At 71.3% G+C, this 17,277-nt stretch carries 15 protein-coding genes; 12 read left to right on the top strand and 3 right to left on the bottom strand.

Features of this window, described 5'->3' with window-relative positions; genetic code table 11:
* Nucleotides 1-111 precede the first annotated feature (111 nt).
* Entirely contained in the window at nucleotides 112-315 is a 204-nt protein-coding gene (locus ACIHIX_RS09155; RefSeq protein ID WP_399952092.1) for a hypothetical protein, read from the top strand.
* On the opposite strand, the gene ACIHIX_RS09150 is transcribed toward ACIHIX_RS09155, so the two are convergent.
* Nucleotides 274-1,482: a threonine aldolase family protein gene (locus tag ACIHIX_RS09150; protein ID WP_399952090.1), complete on the bottom strand. Its 1,209-nt coding sequence runs from the start codon at nucleotides 1,480-1,482 to the stop codon at nucleotides 274-276. The genes ACIHIX_RS09155 and ACIHIX_RS09150 overlap by 42 nt on opposite strands.
* Before the next feature lie 174 nt (nucleotides 1,483-1,656).
* Here ACIHIX_RS09150 and ACIHIX_RS09145 point away from each other — a divergent pair, with 174 nt between their 5' ends.
* The 10 genes from ACIHIX_RS09145 to ACIHIX_RS09100 all read left to right on the top strand — a co-directional run bounded on the left by ACIHIX_RS09145 (nucleotide 1,657) and on the right by ACIHIX_RS09100 (nucleotide 10,294).
* Nucleotides 1,657-2,631, top strand: a complete 975-nt coding sequence (locus ACIHIX_RS09145) for a Rossmann-like and DUF2520 domain-containing protein (protein WP_399952088.1) — start codon at nucleotides 1,657-1,659, stop codon at nucleotides 2,629-2,631.
* A complete protein-coding gene (gene panC / locus ACIHIX_RS09140; RefSeq protein WP_399952086.1) occupies nucleotides 2,628-3,629 on the top strand; it encodes a pantoate--beta-alanine ligase in 1,002 nt (333 codons plus the stop codon). The genes ACIHIX_RS09145 and panC overlap by 4 nt, the downstream gene beginning before the upstream one ends.
* Complete coding sequence (locus ACIHIX_RS09135; protein ID WP_399952085.1) at nucleotides 3,626-5,341, top strand: L-aspartate oxidase; 1,716 nt, start codon at nucleotides 3,626-3,628, stop codon at nucleotides 5,339-5,341. Before panC ends, ACIHIX_RS09135 begins: the two co-directional genes overlap by 4 nt.
* A 5-nt stretch (nucleotides 5,342-5,346) precedes the next feature.
* Complete coding sequence (gene nadC, locus ACIHIX_RS09130; RefSeq protein WP_399952083.1) at nucleotides 5,347-6,324, top strand: carboxylating nicotinate-nucleotide diphosphorylase; 978 nt, start codon at nucleotides 5,347-5,349, stop codon at nucleotides 6,322-6,324.
* Between the two features lie 5 nt (nucleotides 6,325-6,329).
* Entirely contained in the window at nucleotides 6,330-7,127 is a 798-nt protein-coding gene (locus tag ACIHIX_RS09125) for a type III pantothenate kinase (protein WP_126273529.1), read from the top strand.
* Between the two features lie 137 nt (nucleotides 7,128-7,264).
* The gene (locus tag ACIHIX_RS09120; protein ID WP_399952081.1) at nucleotides 7,265-8,233 is read left to right on the top strand and encodes a hypothetical protein; all 969 of its coding nucleotides are present in this window, start codon (nucleotides 7,265-7,267) and stop codon (nucleotides 8,231-8,233) included.
* A gap of 164 nt (nucleotides 8,234-8,397) precedes the next feature.
* A complete protein-coding gene (locus tag ACIHIX_RS09115) occupies nucleotides 8,398-8,592 on the top strand; it encodes a hypothetical protein (RefSeq protein WP_399952079.1) in 195 nt (64 codons plus the stop codon).
* A 147-nt stretch (nucleotides 8,593-8,739) separates the two neighbouring features.
* A complete protein-coding gene (locus ACIHIX_RS09110; protein WP_399952077.1) occupies nucleotides 8,740-9,174 on the top strand; it encodes a BlaI/MecI/CopY family transcriptional regulator in 435 nt (144 codons plus the stop codon).
* Nucleotides 9,175-9,183: 9 nt separating this feature from the next.
* The gene (locus ACIHIX_RS09105) at nucleotides 9,184-9,732 is read left to right on the top strand and encodes an amino-acid N-acetyltransferase (RefSeq protein WP_399952075.1); all 549 of its coding nucleotides are present in this window, start codon (nucleotides 9,184-9,186) and stop codon (nucleotides 9,730-9,732) included.
* A gap of 226 nt (nucleotides 9,733-9,958) precedes the next feature.
* Nucleotides 9,959-10,294, top strand: a complete 336-nt coding sequence (locus ACIHIX_RS09100; RefSeq protein ID WP_329336353.1) for an Lsr2 family protein — start codon at nucleotides 9,959-9,961, stop codon at nucleotides 10,292-10,294.
* Nucleotides 10,295-10,303: 9 nt separating this feature from the next.
* Here the strand turns inward: ACIHIX_RS09100 and ACIHIX_RS09095 are convergent, their stop codons facing one another.
* Nucleotides 10,304-11,152: an SCO3374 family protein gene (locus ACIHIX_RS09095; protein WP_399952073.1), complete on the bottom strand. Its 849-nt coding sequence runs from the start codon at nucleotides 11,150-11,152 to the stop codon at nucleotides 10,304-10,306.
* A 430-nt stretch (nucleotides 11,153-11,582) separates the two neighbouring features.
* On the opposite strand from ACIHIX_RS09095, the gene ACIHIX_RS09090 reads away from it, so the two are divergent.
* Nucleotides 11,583-14,108 (top strand): ATP-dependent Clp protease ATP-binding subunit, encoded by a 2,526-nt coding sequence (locus tag ACIHIX_RS09090; RefSeq protein WP_399952071.1) that lies wholly within the window; start codon nucleotides 11,583-11,585, stop codon nucleotides 14,106-14,108.
* Between the two features lie 69 nt (nucleotides 14,109-14,177).
* Here the strand turns inward: ACIHIX_RS09090 and ACIHIX_RS09085 are convergent, their stop codons facing one another.
* Nucleotides 14,178-17,207, bottom strand: a complete 3,030-nt coding sequence (locus ACIHIX_RS09085; RefSeq protein ID WP_399952069.1) for an NACHT domain-containing protein — start codon at nucleotides 17,205-17,207, stop codon at nucleotides 14,178-14,180.
* Between the last annotated feature and the right edge of the window lie 70 nt (nucleotides 17,208-17,277).

Below are 17,277 nucleotides of genomic sequence, written 5' to 3'. Positions count from 1 at the left end.
GACGGCGGCCGTCAATCGGCGCGACTTCGCCGCCGTACCGGCGCAACCTGGGAGGACGGGGCAGCCGCGGCCCCCGCCCCATCGGAGCACGTCCCGAGAAGGCGATCAGCCATGAGCATCACGCAGCAGTACCTCCTCGACACCTACCGCGCCCAGCAGCACGGGGAGCCCGCACCGCCCGCGCCCGGCGCGCACGACCGGCAGGTCGTGCGCGAGTGGCGGGACTACCGCCTCTTCCGCGCGGTGCTCGCCGAACGGCCCGCGCGGGGTCGGCTACGGCACTTGCTGGGCGGCAGGCTCCGCCCCCGCCACTGAGCCCCGCGGCAGCCGGGCCACGAAGTCCGCCACCGCCGCCTTCACGTCGTCGGCCGTCCACTCCAGGCCGGCGGCGGCGACGGTGACCTCGGCGAGGGCCAGGCCCGGCCCGCCGCGGTCCCAGTACCCGGGGAACAGATATGTGCCGGTCTCCTCCGCCTGCCGCAGCGCCGCCTCGACCAGCACCTCGGGGTCGTAGGGCAGCCAGACCTGGAACTGGTGGGTGTGCGGTTCCTCGGGGTGTACGCGCGCCCATGCCACGCCCGCCTCGGCGAACCCCTCCCGCAGCGCGGCGGCCACCACGCGCGCGTGGCGGACGTACTCCGGCAGTCTGGGCAGCTCGCGCTCCAGGCCGACGAGCGCGGACAGCGCCGTGGGGAACTGCTGGAAGGCCATCCCGCCGTACCGGTGCCGCCAGGTCTTCGCCTCGTCCACCAGCGTCTTCGGGCCGGCGAGCGCCGCGCCGGCGAAGCCTTCGAGCGACTTGTAGAACGACACGTAGACGCTGTCGGCCAGGCCCGCGATCTCGTCCAGGGGGCGGTCGAAGTGGACCGTGGTCTCCCACAGGCGCGCGCCGTCGAAGTGCACCACCGCGTCGCGCTCCCGCGCCGCCTCCACGACCTCGGTGAGCTCCTCCCAGGTGGGCAGGACGAATCCGGCGTCCCGTAGAGGAAGTTCCAGCATCAGCGCGCCGAAGGGCTCGTCGAAGTCACGCACCTCGTCGGCGGTGGGCAGCCGGGGCTCACTCGTCAGGCGCACCGGGCGCAAGCCGCTGACCTGCGTGAAGGCATGGCGTTCGTGGACCTCGGGGTGGGCCAGTGGGTGCAGGGCGACCGTGGGGTTCCCGGTCCGGGCCGCCCAGCAGCGCAGCGCGACCTGCTGGGCCATCGTGCCCGTCGGGAAGAACGCGGCGGCCTCCTTGCCCAGCAGGGACGCGACCCGCTCCTCCAGGGCCGTCACGACCCCGTTGCCGTAGATGTCCCCGGGCTCGTCCACGTCGTGGACCTCGGGGGCGGCCTCCGCCAGCGCCGCGAGCCGCTCCCGCATCGTGCCGCTCACCCCGCCGCGCCACAGGACCCGATCCGCCGCCCGTACGGCGTTGCGGCGCCGCTCCCGCAGCAGCTCCTCCGCCGACTTCTCGTCCACCTGCTCCGCAGCATCGCTCATGCCCCGGATCATCCCTCGCGGCCCGTCCCGCGGGCATCCGCATTTCCGTCCGCCCGCGGCGTGGGGAAACCCACAGCCTGTGGACAACCGGACGCCCCTGGAACCAATCGCGTTAACATGACGAGAAATCGTCCGGTACCCAGATGCGGACTGGAACGGGAAGGCCTCCGTCGCGTGAGTACTAGCCAACAGCCAGACCCCAGGGACCGCCCCGCGCGCCTCACCGTCGGCGTCGTCGGCGCCGGACGCGTGGGGCCCGCGCTGGCCGCGTCCCTCCAGCTCGCCGGGCACCGCCCGGTGGCCGTCTCCGGAGTCTCCGACGCCTCCCGCAAGCGGGCCGCGGAACTGCTCCCGGGCGTGCCGCTCGTGCCGCCCGCCGAGGTCCTTCAGCGCGCCGACCTGGTCCTGCTGACCGTCCCGGACGACACCCTGCCCGGCCTCGTGGAGGGCCTCGCCGAGACCGGCGCCGTACGGCCGGGACAGCTGCTGGTGCACACCTCCGGGCGGTACGGCGCGAAGGTCCTCGACCCCGCCCTGCGCGCGGGCGCGCTGCCGCTGGCCCTGCACCCCGCGATGACCTTCACCGGCACCCCCGTCGACGTCCACCGGCTCGCCGGCTGCTCCTTCGGGGTCACCGCCCCCGAAGAGCTGCGGATGGCCGCCGAGGCCCTCGTCATCGAGATGGGCGGCGAGCCCGAGTGGATCGCCGAGGAACACCGGCCGCTCTACCACGCGGCGCTCGCGCTGGGCGCCAACCACCTGGTCACGCTGGTCGCCCAGTCCATGGAGCTGCTGCGCGAGGCGGGCGTCACGGCCCCCGACCGGATGCTCGGCCCGCTCCTCGGCGCCGCCCTCGACAACGCCCTGCGCTCCGGCGACGCGGCCCTGACCGGTCCCGTCGCGCGCGGGGACGCCGGCACCGTCGCGGCGCACGTCGCCGAACTGCGCAAGCACTCCCCGCAGACCGTCGCCGGATACCTCGCGATGGCCCGCGCGACCGCCGACCGGGCGCTCGCCCACGGACTGCTCAAGCCCGAGCTCGCCGAGGACCTCCTCGGGGTACTCGCCAACGGGACCAACGGAACCAACGGGACCAACGGAACCAGCGGGCCTCACGGCACCGACGGCACCGAGGGAGACGCCGGATGACCACCACCCTGCTGCGCACCGCCGACGAGCTCCACGCACGCGTACGCGACGGCCGCCGCGCCGTCGTGATGACCATGGGCGCCCTGCACGAGGGGCACGCCACCCTGATCCGCACCGCGCGCGAGATCGCGGGGCAGCACGGCGAGGTCGTCGTCACCGTCTTCGTGAACCCCCTCCAGTTCGGTCAGGGCGAGGACCTCGACCGCTACCCGCGCACCCTCGAAGCCGACATCAAGATCGCCGAACAGGCGGGCGCGGACGCCGTGTTCGCGCCCTCCGTGGACGAGGTCTACCCCGGCGGCGAGCCCCAGGTCCGCGTCAGCGCGGGCCCCATGGGGGAGCGCCTGGAGGGCTCCTCGCGCCCCGGCCACTTCGACGGCATGCTCACGGTCGTCGCCAAACTGCTGCACCTCACCCGTCCCGACGTCGCCCTGTACGGGCAGAAGGACGCCCAGCAGCTCGCCCTCATCCGGCGCATGGTGCGCGACCTGAACTTCGGCGTCGAGATCGTCGGCGTACCCACCGTGCGCGAGGACGACGGGCTGGCCCTGTCCAGCCGCAACCGCTATCTCTCGCCCCAGGAGCGCCGTACGGCGCTCGCGCTCTCCCAGGCCCTGTTCGCGGGCCGCGACCGGCACGCCGCGCAGGAGGCGCTACGGGCCCGCGCGCGTGAGGTGCCGGCCACGCACGCGCGTGCCGAGGCGCTGAGCGCCATAGGGGAGTCCCGCGCGGCCGCCGACGCGCACGCCGTCGCGAAGGCCATCCCCGGCGCCCCCTCGGCCGTGCGCTCCGCCGCCCGCCTCGTCCTCGACGACGCCGCGCGCCACACGCCGCCCCTGGAGCTGGACTATCTGGCGCTGGTCGACCCCTCCGACTTCAGCGAGATCAAGGACGACTTCACCGGCGAGGCCGTCCTCGCCGTCGCCGCCCGGGTGGGGACGACCCGGTTGATCGACAACCTTCCGCTCACTTTCGGAACCTTCGGAGCCGCCTCGTGACCAGGACAGGCATACGACTGCACGCGCCCGCACCGGGGTGGTCGATCGACGCGGACGTCGTGGTCGTGGGCTCCGGCGTCGCCGGTCTCACCGCGGCCCTGCGCTGCGAGGCCGCGGGCCTCAGGACGGTCGTCGTCACCAAGGCCCGCCTCGACGACGGCTCCACCCGCTGGGCACAGGGCGGCATCGCCGCGGCCCTGGGCGAGGGCGACACCCCCGAGCAGCACCTCGACGACACCCTGGTCGCGGGCGCGGGCCTGTGCGACGAGGAGGCCGTCCGCATCCTCGTCACCGAGGGCCCCGACGCGGTCCGCCGCCTCATCGAGACCGGCGCCCACTTCGACGAGTCCGAAGAGGGCGGTCTGGAGCTCACCCGCGAGGGCGGGCACCACCGGCGCCGCATCGCCCACGCGGGCGGTGACGCGACCGGCGCCGAGATCTCCCGCGCGCTGGTCGAGGCGGCCCGCGCGCGAGGCGTGCGCACCATCGAGAACGCGCTCGTCCTGGACCTGCTCACGGACGCCGACGGCCGCACGGCGGGCGTCTCACTGCACGTCATGGGCGAGGGCCAGCACGACGGCGTCGGCGCCGTGCACGCCCCCGCGGTCGTCCTCGCGACCGGCGGCATGGGCCAGGTCTTCTCCGCGACCACCAACCCGTCCGTGTCCACCGGCGACGGCGTGGCCCTCGCGCTCCGCGCGGGCGCCGAGGTCTCCGACCTGGAGTTCGTCCAGTTCCACCCCACCGTGCTCTTCCTCGGCCCCGACGCGGAGGGCCAGCAGCCCCTGGTCTCCGAGGCCGTACGCGGCGAGGGCGCCCACCTGGTCGACGCCGACGGTGTGCGCTTCATGGTCGGCCAGCACGAACTGGCCGAGCTCGCGCCCCGCGACATCGTCGCCAAGGGCATCCTGCGCCGCATGCTGGCCCAGGACGCCGAGCACATGTACCTCGACGCCCGGCACTTCGGCGCCGACATGTGGGAGCACCGCTTCCCGACGATCCTCGCCGCCTGCCGCGCCCACGGCATCGACCCGGTCACCGAGCCCATCCCGATCGCCCCGGCCGCCCACTACGCCTCCGGCGGCGTGCGCACCGACTCCCAGGGCCGTACCACCGTTCCCGGCCTGTACGCGTGCGGCGAGGTCGCCTGCACCGGCGTGCACGGCGCGAACCGGCTCGCGTCGAACTCCCTCCTGGAGGGCCTCGTCTACGCCGAGCGCATCGCCGCGGACATCACGACGGCCCACGCGGCGAACGGCCTCCACGCGCGCGTGCCCGAGCCGGTCGAGCACCCCGAGAAGCCCGCGCACCCCCTTCAGTCGCCCGAAGCCCGGTTCGCGATCCAGCGGATCATGACGAGCGGCGCGGGCGTCCTGCGCTCCGCCGCGTCCCTCGCCCAGGCCGCCGAACAGCTTCAGCGGCTGCACGCGGAGGCCCGTGACGCCCTCGACGAGAACGGCAAGACCGCCGAGCCCGGCGTCGACACCTGGGAGGCCACCAACCTCCTGTGCGTGGCCCGGGTCCTGGTCACCGCCGCCCAGCGGCGCGAGGAGACCCGCGGCTGCCACTGGCGCGAGGACCAGCCCGACCGCGACGACGCTGCATGGCGCCGTCACATCGTCGTACGGCTGAATCCGGACCGCACCCTCGCCGTGCACACCACGGATACCGCAGACTTCCCCCCGACCCGCCGGCCTCTTCAGGAGCAGTGACAGTAGTGAGCACCGACGACCTTCCCCTCGCCTCGTCCGGCGGTTGCGGCGACGGCTGTGCCTGTGGCGCGGACGGCGGCGAGGAGTACCTGGAGTGCGGGCTGGACCCCGCGCTCGCCCAGCTCCTGGCCGACGCGGGGCTCGACCCCGTGGAGGTCGAGGACATCGCCAACGTGGCCATCCAGGAGGACCTCGACCACGGGGTGGACGTGACGACCGTCGCGACCATCCCCGAGGACGCCGTCGCCACCGCCGACTTCGTCGCGCGCGAGGCGGGCGTCGTGGCCGGCCTGCGGGTCGCCGAGGCCGTCGTCTCGGTGGTCTGCGAGGCCGAGTTCGAGGTCGAGCGGCACGTCGAGGACGGCGACCGGGTCGAGGCCGGGCAGAAGCTGCTGTCGGTCACCACGCGCACGCGTGACCTGCTCACCGCCGAACGCAGCGCGCTGAACCTGCTGTGCCGGCTGTCGGGCATCGCGACCGCCACGCGCGCGTGGGCGGACGTGCTGGACGGCACGAAGGCACGCGTGCGTGACACGCGGAAGACGACGCCGGGCCTGCGGTCGCTGGAGAAGTTCGCGGTGCGCGCGGGCGGCGGCGTGAACCACCGGATGTCGCTGTCCGACGCCGCCCTGGTCAAGGACAACCACGTGGTCGCCGCCGGCGGCGTCGCCCAGGCCTTCAAGGCCGTACGGGAGACGTTCCCGGACGTGCCGATCGAGGTCGAGGTCGACACCCTGCACCAGCTGCGCGAGGTCGTGGACGCCGGCGCGGATCTGATCCTTCTGGACAACTTCACGCCGGGCGAGTGCGAGGAGGCGGTGGCGCTCGTGCACGGGCGGGCCGCCCTGGAGGCCTCGGGCCGGCTGACGCTGGACAACGCGCGCGCGTACGCCGACACGGGCGTCGACTACCTCGCCGTAGGAGCCCTGACGCACTCCTCGCCGATCCTGGACATCGGTCTCGACCTGCGTGAGGCGGAGTAGTCGCGATGCTCCTCACGATCGACGTAGGCAACACCCACACCGTCCTCGGCCTGTTCGACGGCGAGGAGATCGTCGAGCACTGGCGCATCTCCACGGACGCCCGCCGCACGGCCGACGAGCTCGCGGTGCTGCTCCAGGGCCTCATGGGCATGCACCCGCTGCTCGGCGACGAACTGGGCGACGGCATCGACGGCATCGCCATCTGCGCGACGGTCCCCTCGGTGCTGCACGAGCTGCGTGAGGTCACGCGGCGCTACTACGGCGACGTGCCGGCGGTCCTGGTCGAGCCCGGCGTGAAGACGGGCGTGCCGATCCTGACCGACAACCCCAAGGAGGTCGGCGCGGACCGCATCATCAACGCGGTCGCCGCGGTAGAGCTCTACGGCGGCCCCGCGATCGTCGTCGACTTCGGTACGGCGACGACGTTCGACGCGGTCTCCGCGCGCGGCGAGTACATCGGCGGGGTCATCGCGCCCGGCATCGAGATCTCGGTCGAGGCGCTCGGCGTGCGGGGCGCGCAGCTGCGGAAGATCGAGGTGGCCCGGCCGCGGAGCGTGATCGGCAAGAACACGGTCGAGGCGATGCAGTCGGGCATCATCTACGGCTTCGCCGGCCAGGTCGACGGCGTCGTCAACCGGATGGCCCGGGAGCTGGCGGAGGACCCGGACGACGTGACCGTGATCGCCACGGGCGGACTCGCGCCGATGGTCCTCGGGGAGTCCTCGGTGATCGACGAGCACGAGCCGTGGTTGACGCTGGTGGGGCTGCGGCTGGTGTACGAGCGGAACGTGTCGCGGATGTGATCCGGCGGGCGCGGGTGGCGGCTGTGCCCCCGATCGTCGGCGCCGGGTGCGCGGTGGTGTGAGGGCAACCGGGTGGCCCCTCACGCCACGCCCATCCGCTATGTCGAATTTGTCTGATTAGCGCGTATCGTCGCCGCATGCCCACGCCATACGGATCCCGCGGCGGCATGGCGTTCGGTGTGGAGGAGCTGCGTGTGCTCCGCCGCGCTCTCGCCCTCGCCCTTCACCCCCGAACCGCCTCGGCCGAGGACGTCCAGGACTGCCTCCGCCTCGCCGACTCCCTCGACGAGGCGATGTGTGAGGGCGCCCGGCTGCGTGCCTTCCTGGTGGCCGACCTCGCCCGGTACCGCGACGCCCTGCCCGGCACCGCCGCCGGCTACCTCACCCTCCTGGAGGAGGCACTGGGGGCCGGGTACCGCCCCGCCCCCGACGACCTCGCCGCGCTGCGCGCCCTGCGCGGCAACCCCATCGCGGCCGCCCTGCTGGACCGCTGCCAGAAACTCGCCGAGCAGGACGTCCGCGCTCGCCTGGCCCGCGGCACGGCCCGCCGGGCCGCTCCGGCCGTCCCGGCCTCCCGAACCCGCCTCCTGGCCCTCCCTGGGGGCCTCTCGGCCGCCTCGGGGGGCTCCGAGGGGGGCGCGGGCAAGGAATCGGGCAGGGGATCGGGCGGGGAACCCGATCGGAAACCGGGCGGGGGCTCACGCGAAAGCGGCTCTGAGAGGCGCCCCGAGCACGGCGAGACGTGGCACGAGTCCCGGCCCGGGGTGTCCCGCGTGGTGTCCGGTGAGTCCCGGCCCGAGGTGTTCGGCGTCAGGTCCGGCGAGGTCCGTGTCGGAGGCTTCGCCGAGGTCTCCGGTGGGGCCCGCGTCTCAGGCCTCACCGAGGTATCCGGTGGGGCCCGTGTCGCAGTGCGCGGCGAGGCCTCCGCCGAGCAGCCGGAGAAGCCGGCGGCCCCCGTGAAGAAGAAGCCCGCGGAGAAGCCGGGCCCGGCGCCCGCGGCCCCCAAGCCCGGACGCCCCATCCCCACCCCGGGCGAGGTCTTCCCGCGCCGGAAGCCCGCACCGCCCCCGCCCGCGAGCCCGCCGCAGCAACTCGCCGCGGGCTGACCCACCAGGCGTTCACCACGACATCGGCATTGGCATTGACATCGTCCGCGGGGCCGGGGTTCGTTCCTTCCCGGCCCCGCGGACGCGTGTGTCAGGGGCCTCCCTGGTCCGGTCGGTGACCACCCCGGGCCCGCGCGCGTGGGGCCCGTGGCTACCCTGGACGCATGGACTACGTCTCCGCGCTCGTGCCCCCCGTCGTCATGGCGGTGTTCTTCATCGGTGTGATCAGGGTGATCGTGAAGACCCAGGGCGGCGCCAACAAGGCCAAGGAGGACGCCGTCGTCGACGCCGCCCTCGCGCGCGTGGAGGGGTCCCGTCAGGCGTCCGCCTCCTCCGCCTCCGCGAAGACCGACGTCTGACAGGCGTCCGACCCCGCCCTCACCGGCGTACGACTCCCTGGTTTTCCGAGTCGTACGCCCTTTTTGTTCTTGTTTGCCGGTGAAAGTGCACGTCCGGCATGCCAATACCGAGATCTCCCACTATTGTGCTGAACTGTGCCTCGCCCATTGGGAGAACTCGAAGACGCGGTCATGACGCGGGTGTGGAAGTGGAACCGCCCGGTGACCGTTCGGGAAGTCCTGGAAGATCTGCAGCAGGAACGGTCCATCGCCTACACCACGGTGATGACCGTTCTGGACAATCTCCATCAGAAGGGCTGGGTGCGCCGGGAGGCCGAAGGGCGGGCCTATCGATATGAGGCCGTCTCCACTCGCGCCGCCTACGCCGCCGCGCTGATGAACGACGCCTGGTCCCAGAGCGACAACCCCGCCGCCGCTCTCGTCGCCTTCTTCGGCATGATGAGCGACGAACAGCGACGGGCGCTGCGGGACGCCGTACGGATCGTCCAAGGACCGGAAACCCCGGAACCGCCCGCGACGGATACCGCTGTGGATACCAGTCGTGAGAACCCCGGCTCGGCATCGGACGGCGGCGGGCGATAGCGTCCGCACATGTCAGCAGAGAGCGCGTCCGCCCGGAGCCCCGAAGTCAGTGCAAAAGCCATCACCGTCCGGCGGGCCCGCACCAGCGATGTCCAGGCGGTACGCGGCCTCCTTGACGAGTACGTCCAGCGACGCATCCTGCTCGACAAAGCCACGGTGACGCTTTACGAGGACATCCAGGAGTTCTGGGTCGCCGAACGGGACGACAACGGCGAGGTCGTCGGCTGCGGCGCACTGCACGTGATGTGGGAAGACCTCGCGGAAGTTCGTACTCTCGCGGTGAAGCAGGGCCTGAAGGGCGCCGGTGTCGGCCATCAGTTGCTGGAGAAGTTGCTGCACACCGCTCGCTGGCTCGGTGTTCGGCGTGTTTTCTGTCTGACCTTCGAAGTGGACTTCTTCGGGAAGCACGGCTTCGTCGAGATCGGCGAGACACCCGTGGACACCGATGTCCGCGCGGAGCTGTTGCGTTCCTATGACGAGGGTGTCGCGGAGTTCCTGGGTCTCGAACGAGTGAAACCGAACACCTTGGGCAACAGCCGGATGCTTCTGCATCTGTGATCGTCATGCCCTATTCCACGGGACGGCCCTGCCCAGGTTCCCTATGTCCGAAACGCGCATGTTTCCGGACCGAGGGTGGCCGGTCAGTCTCTCCCAGGGGTTTGTGTTTTTCCAGCAAAAGCGGTTTGCTTTCCGACGTACTGCAGTACTGCATATAACAGGGGGGCGGCGAAACGGCGGACGCCGCAGACCCGGGTCCTCAAAGTTATCGATGAAAGGAAATCCGGTGGCACAGAAGGTTCAGGTCCTTCTTGTCGACGACCTCGACGGCGGCGAGGCGGACGAGACCGTGACGTTCGCGCTGGACGGCAAGACGTACGAGATCGATCTCACGACTGCCAATGCGGACAAGCTCCGTGGCCTTCTCGACCCTTACGTGAAGGGTGGTCGTCGTACCGGAGGCCGTGCCGCGGGCGGTCGCGGAAAGGCACGCGCCGCTTCCGGTGGCAGCCAGGACACCGCGCTCATCCGTGCCTGGGCCAAGGAGAACGGTCACGAGGTCAACGACCGTGGTCGTGTTCCCGCGGCCATTCGCGAGGCTTACGAGAAGGCCAACGCCTGAGCGCGACGCCTATGAAAAGGCGGGCGGCTGAGCGCACGCGCGCAGTCGCAGGCGGTGGCACTGCGTGGCCACCGTGTCCAGCACGCGTACGAGATCGGGGGCGCCCCCACCGCCCCCCAGCGCCGACAGCGTCGGCAGCGAGGCCTCGGCCTCGCATCCCGCCTCGGGGGGCCGCAGCCACACGGCGGCCCCCTGGAGAGCGCCGGACGGACCCCAGGGGAGCGGTCGCGACCCGGCGGAGTCGAAGGCACCCGGCGGTGCCGGGCGGGGCACGAGCGGAAGCCGTACGGCTTCGGCGGCCCCCGGCGTGGAGGAGTGCTGCAGCGCTCCGGGCGACGACGGCGCATCCGGGCGGCGCAGGCCGGCACCGTGGAGCGGTCGTACCGCCGACGTGCGGGGGCCGGCTTCGGGGGGCAGCGGTGCGGTCGGCGGATCCGAGGTCGGTTCGGGAGGCAGTGGGGCGTCCATGACGCCGCCCTCTCCGATCGCGCTCAGATCCAGCGGCAGCGAACCCCATTCCAGCCAGTCCAGGATTCCCGGCACCTCGTCCGCGCTGCCCGCGGCCAGCAGGAGCCGCATCCGGCCGCCCTGTACGGCGACCGGGGAGCCCGGCGCCAGGTGGCGCAGCGCGGCGCGGCCCGCCTCGGCCGGGACGTCCAGGACGTCGAAGCGGGGGCCCACGCAAAGTCGTACCGGCATTCCCGGTGCGTCGGGCACCGTCGGCCACCCCAGTTCGTTCTCGTACCACCGGCGGACCTGATCGCTCGCGTCGAGCGACCGGCGGGGGAGCGGGACGGTGGTGGCCGACGGGGTCGCGGGGGCGACCGGGGCAGTGGCAGGGGGGAGAGTGCCAACCATGACAAGTGCAACCGTCCGAGAAGCGTGCGAGTTACGCTGGGTGTTCCATTGAATGCGCAGCGTGGCCGAAGAGGGGGCTTCCGGGGGTGCGGGGAAGCGCAACGTTGTTCGCCCATAGCGGAGGGGACGGGGCCGCGCCGCATGGAGTGTCAGTCCCAGCGGGTAAGACATCCCTAGTGGGAGGGGGCGACACGCAGGACAGGCCGTCTCACGTTCGCCATCGGCGTACTGAAGGTAGGGGTAACTGCCTGGCCTGCGGGAACATCGTCTCGCACCATCAGGTTGGAGCAGATGTCGGCGTTCGGGGTCAGGAGGCCATCGACGGTGTCGGCAGTTGGAATGAGCGGTCCCCGCTTGCGGGACTAAGCTGCGGAAGGACAGGGAGGGGAAGTTCCCCCCACTGCCTGACCGCTCTGAGGAGCGATTAACGATGTTCGAGAGGTTCACCGACCGCGCGCGGCGGGTTGTCGTCCTGGCTCAGGAAGAAGCCCGGATGCTCAACCACAACTACATCGGCACCGAGCACATCCTCCTGGGCCTGATCCACGAGGGTGAGGGTGTCGCCGCCAAGGCCCTTGAGAGCCTCGGGATTTCGCTCGAGGCGGTCCGCCAGCAGGTGGAGGAGATCATCGGCCAGGGCCAGCAGGCCCCGTCCGGGCACATCCCCTTCACCCCCCGTGCCAAGAAGGTCCTGGAGCTCTCGCTCCGCGAGGCCCTTCAGCTGGGCCACAACTACATCGGCACGGAGCACATCCTGCTCGGCCTGATCCGCGAGGGCGAGGGCGTCGCCGCCCAGGTCCTCGTCAAGCTGGGCGCTGATCTCAACCGGGTCAGGCAGCAGGTCATCCAGCTGCTCTCCGGTTACCAGGGCAAGGAGACCGCCACCGCCGGCGGGCCTGCCGAGGGCACCCCCTCGACGTCCCTGGTCCTCGACCAGTTCGGCCGGAACCTCACCCAGGCCGCTCGTGAGTCCAAGCTCGACCCGGTCATCGGGCGCGAGAAGGAGATCGAGCGGGTCATGCAGGTGCTGTCCCGCCGTACCAAGAACAACCCGGTCCTGATCGGTGAGCCCGGCGTCGGCAAGACCGCCGTCGTCGAGGGCCTCGCCCAGGCCATCGTCAAGGGCGAGGTGCCCGAGACCCTCAAGGACAAGCACCTCTACACCCTCGACCTCGGCGCGCTGGTCGCCGGCTCCCGCTACCGCGGTGACTTCGAGGAGCGCCTGAAGAAGGTGCTCAAGGAGATCCGCACCCGCGGCGACATCATCCTGTTCATCGACGAGCTGCACACGCTGGTCGGTGCGGGTGCCGCCGAGGGCGCCATCGACGCGGCTTCCATCCTGAAGCCGATGCTGGCCCGCGGTGAGCTCCAGACCATCGGCGCCACCACGCTGGACGAGTACCGCAAGCACCTGGAGAAGGACGCGGCCCTGGAGCGCCGCTTCCAGCCCATTCAGGTCGCCGAGCCCTCGCTCCCGCACACCATCGAGATCCTCAAGGGTCTGCGCGACCGCTACGAGGCCCACCACCGTGTGTCCATCACGGACGAGGCCCTCGTCCAGGCCGCGACCCTGGCCGACCGGTACATCTCGGACCGCTTCCTCCCCGACAAGGCGATCGACCTGATCGACGAGGCGGGCTCCCGGATGCGCATCCGCCGGATGACCGCGCCGCCGGACCTCCGCGAGTTCGACGAGAAGATCGCCGGTGTCCGCCGGGACAAGGAGTCCGCGATCGACTCGCAGGACTTCGAGAAGGCGGCCTCACTGCGCGACAAGGAGAAGCAGCTCCTCGCCGCGAAGGCCAAGCGCGAGAAGGAGTGGAAGGCCGGCGACATGGACGTCGTCGCCGAGGTCGACGGCGAGCTGATCGCCGAGGTCCTCGCGACCGCCACCGGCATCCCGGTCTTCAAGCTGACCGAGGAGGAGTCCTCGCGTCTGCTGCGCATGGAGGACGAGCTCCACAAGCGGGTCATCGGCCAGAAGGACGCCGTCAAGGCGCTCTCGAAGGCGATCCGTCGTACGCGTGCGGGCCTCAAGGACCCGAAGCGTCCGGGTGGTTCGTTCATCTTCGCCGGTCCGTCCGGTGTCGGTAAGACCGAGCTGTCCAAGGCGCTCGCCGAGTTCCTCTTCGGTGACGAGGACGCGCTGATCTCCCTCGACATGTCGGAGTTCAGCGAGAAGCACACGGTCTCGCGGCTCTTCGGTTCGCCCCCCGGATACGTGGGCTACGAAGAGGGCGGCCAGCTGACCGAGAAGGTCCGCCGCAAGCCGTTCTCCGTCGTCCTCTTCGACGAGGTCGAGAAGGCCCACCCGGACATCTTCAACTCGCTGCTGCAGATCCTGGAGGACGGTCGGCTGACCGACTCCCAGGGCCGGGTCGTGGACTTCAAGAACACGGTCATCATCATGACGACCAACCTCGGCACCCGGGACATCTCCAAGGGCTTCAACCTGGGCTTCGCGGCCACGGGTGACACGAAGTCCAACTACGAGCGCATGAAGAACAAGGTCTCGGACGAGCTCAAGCAGCACTTCCGCCCCGAGTTCCTCAACCGCGTCGACGACGTGGTCGTCTTCCCGCAGCTGACCCAGGACGACATCCTCGCGATCGTCGACCTCATGGTCGGCAAGGTGGACGAGCGCCTCAAGGACCGGGACATGGGCATCGAGCTCTCCCAGTCCGCCAAGGAGCTGCTGTCCAAGAAGGGTTACGACCCGGTGCTGGGCGCGCGTCCGCTGCGGCGCACGATCCAGCGGGAGATCGAGGACACGCTGTCGGAGAAGATCCTCTTCGGTGAGCTGCGTCCCGGTCACATCGTGGTCGTCGACACGGAGGGCGAGGGCGAGACCCAGACCTTCACCTTCCGCGGCGAGGAGAAGTCGGCGCTGCCGGACGTTCCGCCGATCGAGCAGGCGGCCGGCGGGGCCGGGCCGAATCTGAGCAAGGACGCGTAAGCCGTAGGGCGATGCGTGGAAGGGGCCGGTGCCTTTGGGTGCCGGCCCTTTCGCCTGTCGTCGTTGTGCTCAGCGCTGGTCGAGGGTGATCTCGATGTCCGGGAAGAGACCGGCGTAGGCGGCGGCCGAGAAGGGCCGGTCGGGGTTGTTCTGGAGGATGACCGAGCGCACCCCCGGCAGACGCGGGACCAGCGGTGCCAGGTCCTCGGCGCCGTACATGTTGGGGATCCGCAGCACGGTGACGCCGGGGAGTTCGGGCATGAGCTCGATGGAGTGGGGGAAGTCCCGGATGATTCTGGCGTTCAGATAGAGGTGGGTGAGTTCGGGAAGCTCCGCGACCTCTTGCCAGTCGGCGACGGACAGTTCGGTGGTCAGCGGGCCGAGGCTGAGGGTGTCCAGGCCGGGCCAGTGCCGCAGCCCCCGCAGGCCCGTGGTGTCGATGCTGCCCCTGCCCAGGAAGAGGAACCCCAGGGGAGCGTCGACCGGCAGGGCGTCGGTGAGCGCGGTGCCCGGAAGTTCCTGGGAGAGGGAGAGGCTGTGCAGGGACGTCAGTGAGGAAAGCGCGGTCACATCGCCGACGTTGCTGAAGCCGAGGCTCATGAGCGCGGGCAGACGGTCGACACCGTGCAGGGTCGCGCAGTCCTCCAGGAACAACCCGCTGAGGGTGCTGAACGGGGACAGCTCCGCCAGGTCGCTGAGGAGGGGATTGGCGTAGAGGTCGAGCGCCGCCACGGCCGTCGGCTCGGGTACGGCCGCGAGGATCTCCGGCGCGGAGTGGGCGCCCTCGAAGGCCAGACGGTGCCAGGGCCGCATCCTGGCGAGGGCGGCACGCTGTTCGTCCGACGTGCAGGTGATGAAGAGGTTCCGGCGTTCCAGGTGGTCCAGGACCACGGCCGCGTACTCCTGGGCGTCGAACCGGTGCCAGGTTCCGGCGAGTTGCCGGCGTACGTCGAAGTCCGGATGCTCACGGAACCGGCGCAGCACCGCCAGAGCGCCCTCCGGCTCCTCCGAGGCGAGGATCGACGCGGTGACCGTGACCCCCAGGGCCTGTTCGTCGGTCAGCCCCTCCGCTCCCGGCAGCAGCTCCAGGACCAGTGGCCCGGCTTCCGCCAGCGTCTTCGCCTCCTCCTTCGTGCGCGGCGGTATCAGTGCGCCGGCCTGCGCCTCCACCGCCGTCCGCACCGTGAGGTCCAAGGCCGTCGCGTGTTCCAGGCAGGCCAGCGCCAGCAGAGTCAGCCGGGGGTCCTTCCGGTCCAGCAACTGCTGGAGCAGAACGGCCCGTTCGCGGGGGCGGGCGTGGGCGACCGCCAGTCGGATCACGTCCTCCCACTGGCTGTCGTCGGCGTGGCTGAGCAGGACGTCCAGGTGGCCCTCCGCCACCGCGTAGCGGGCGCCCAGGTAGTCCTGGAACGTGCGATGGACGAAGTCGACGACACCGTCGGCCGGTTGGCGCAGAACACCGCTGCGCAGAAGGAGAGCCCGGAGGGTCGTCGCCGCGTCGCCCAGCAAGGCGATCGAGGGGAGGCACCGCTCCACTATGCCTTCGGCCGTGCCGATGTCCATTTCCGTTCGACCGCTCAACACCAGTGAGTAGGCGAGGCGTTGGAGGAGCTCCAGCTGCGCTTCCTCCGCGAGGTGGGGTTCCATGCCCCGCTCCCGGTCCCGGCGGGCGAGGAGCATCGTGAGGGCGGCGTCGTACAGCTCCTTGCGGCCCGTGGGGAGATAGCCCCGGCGCTCGCGGTGCAGGGCGCAGATCAGGCCGCACATCAGGGGGTTGGTGGCGAGGCGGGCCAGGTCGCGTTTGGTGCGCAGGGAGTCGAGGAGGGGGCCCTCGTACTCCGGGGCCTGGGCCGCCGTGTGCCAGCGGTGGACGAAGGTGGCGACCTCGGCGCGGCGCATCGGGGACAGGAGGAGTTCGTGGAAGCCCTCGCTCGCCAGCCAGTCGGGGCGTACCGCGGTGGGGCGGGAGGTGAGGAGCCAGCGGTTGCCCGGGAAGGCGTGGATGAGGGAGAGAAGCCAGTCGCGGGTGCGGTTGCGGTCGGCGGCGGGGATCTCGTCCAGCCCGTCGACGAGGACCAGGCCGCGGCCGGCCGCGAGGACGCGCTCGGTCCAGCCGTCCGGCGGGGTGTACGGACAGCTCACGGCCTTCAGGAAGCCGTGCGGCGAGGGGAGTTCACCCGCGCGGATCAGGGTGCGCAGCGGCAGGACGTACGGGATGTGGAGGCCCTCGCGGGCCGCCGTCACCGCCAGCCACTGCACCAGGGTGGTCTTGCCGGAGCCGGCGTCGCCGCGCAGAAGGACCCGCTCATGGGCGAAGAGGGCTTCCTCGGCCGGGAGTTGGACGGTGACCGGCCCGCCGGACGCGTGGTCCTCCGCCCGCACCCGGTCCTCCGACGCGGTGGCCTCCAGGCTCAGATAGGCCACCTCCAGCGGCCAGCGGTCCGGGGAGTCGCGCAGGTCGATGCCGTAGATGGTGATGTGGTTGTGGCGCTCGGCGACATGGCTCAGATAGCGGCGTTCGAAGGTGCGGTCCTCGGCGCCGGGGCGGAGAGTGCGGGCCAGCAGCTCGTCGGTCTTCGCGATCAGCACGGCCTGTCTGCGGGACTGTTCGACGAGGGTGCGGGTGACAAAGGTGGACCTGCGGGTGAAGAACTCCAGGATCTGGAGGCAGGCCCACTCGGTCGCCGAGTCGAGGAAGTAGCCGGCGTCGGTGGACAGGCCGGCGGGGGAGGGCGCCGCGCGGGCGAGGGCGCGCGCCAGTTCCCAGTGGCCGAGGTCGACCGCCTGTACGTCGTCCATCTCCAGGTCGCCCAGGGCCAGCAGCCGGGCGGTGAGGGCCTCGACGACGGCCGCTTCCTCGTCGGCGGGGAAGGGCGGCTCACCGGGCGAGTCGGTGGCCGCGCGGACCATGTGACGGGACAGCGCGCGGACTTCCTTCTCGCCGAGAGCGCGTTTCTCGCCGCGGAAGGAGACGAGGGAGGACAGGCGTATGGGCTTGTCGGTCAGGCCCGCTCCCGGGGCGTCCGGTGCGAAGAGTTTCCTCACCAGGGACGCCATCAGGCTGGATGCCAACTTGCTGCCGAGGACCGCCGGGTCCATCCGCCTCACCCCCGTGATCGCGTGAACGGGGGTGAGGATATCGGCAGTTGAGCAGGCGGGTCAGGAGGGT

Source organism: Streptomyces sp. NPDC051913, from assembly GCF_044593635.1.
In the GTDB taxonomy this organism is placed as follows: Bacteria; Actinomycetota; Actinomycetes; order Streptomycetales; family Streptomycetaceae; genus Streptomyces.
The sequence above is the reverse complement of the archived record's forward strand: the minus strand, read 5'-3'. Positions and strand labels throughout refer to the sequence as shown.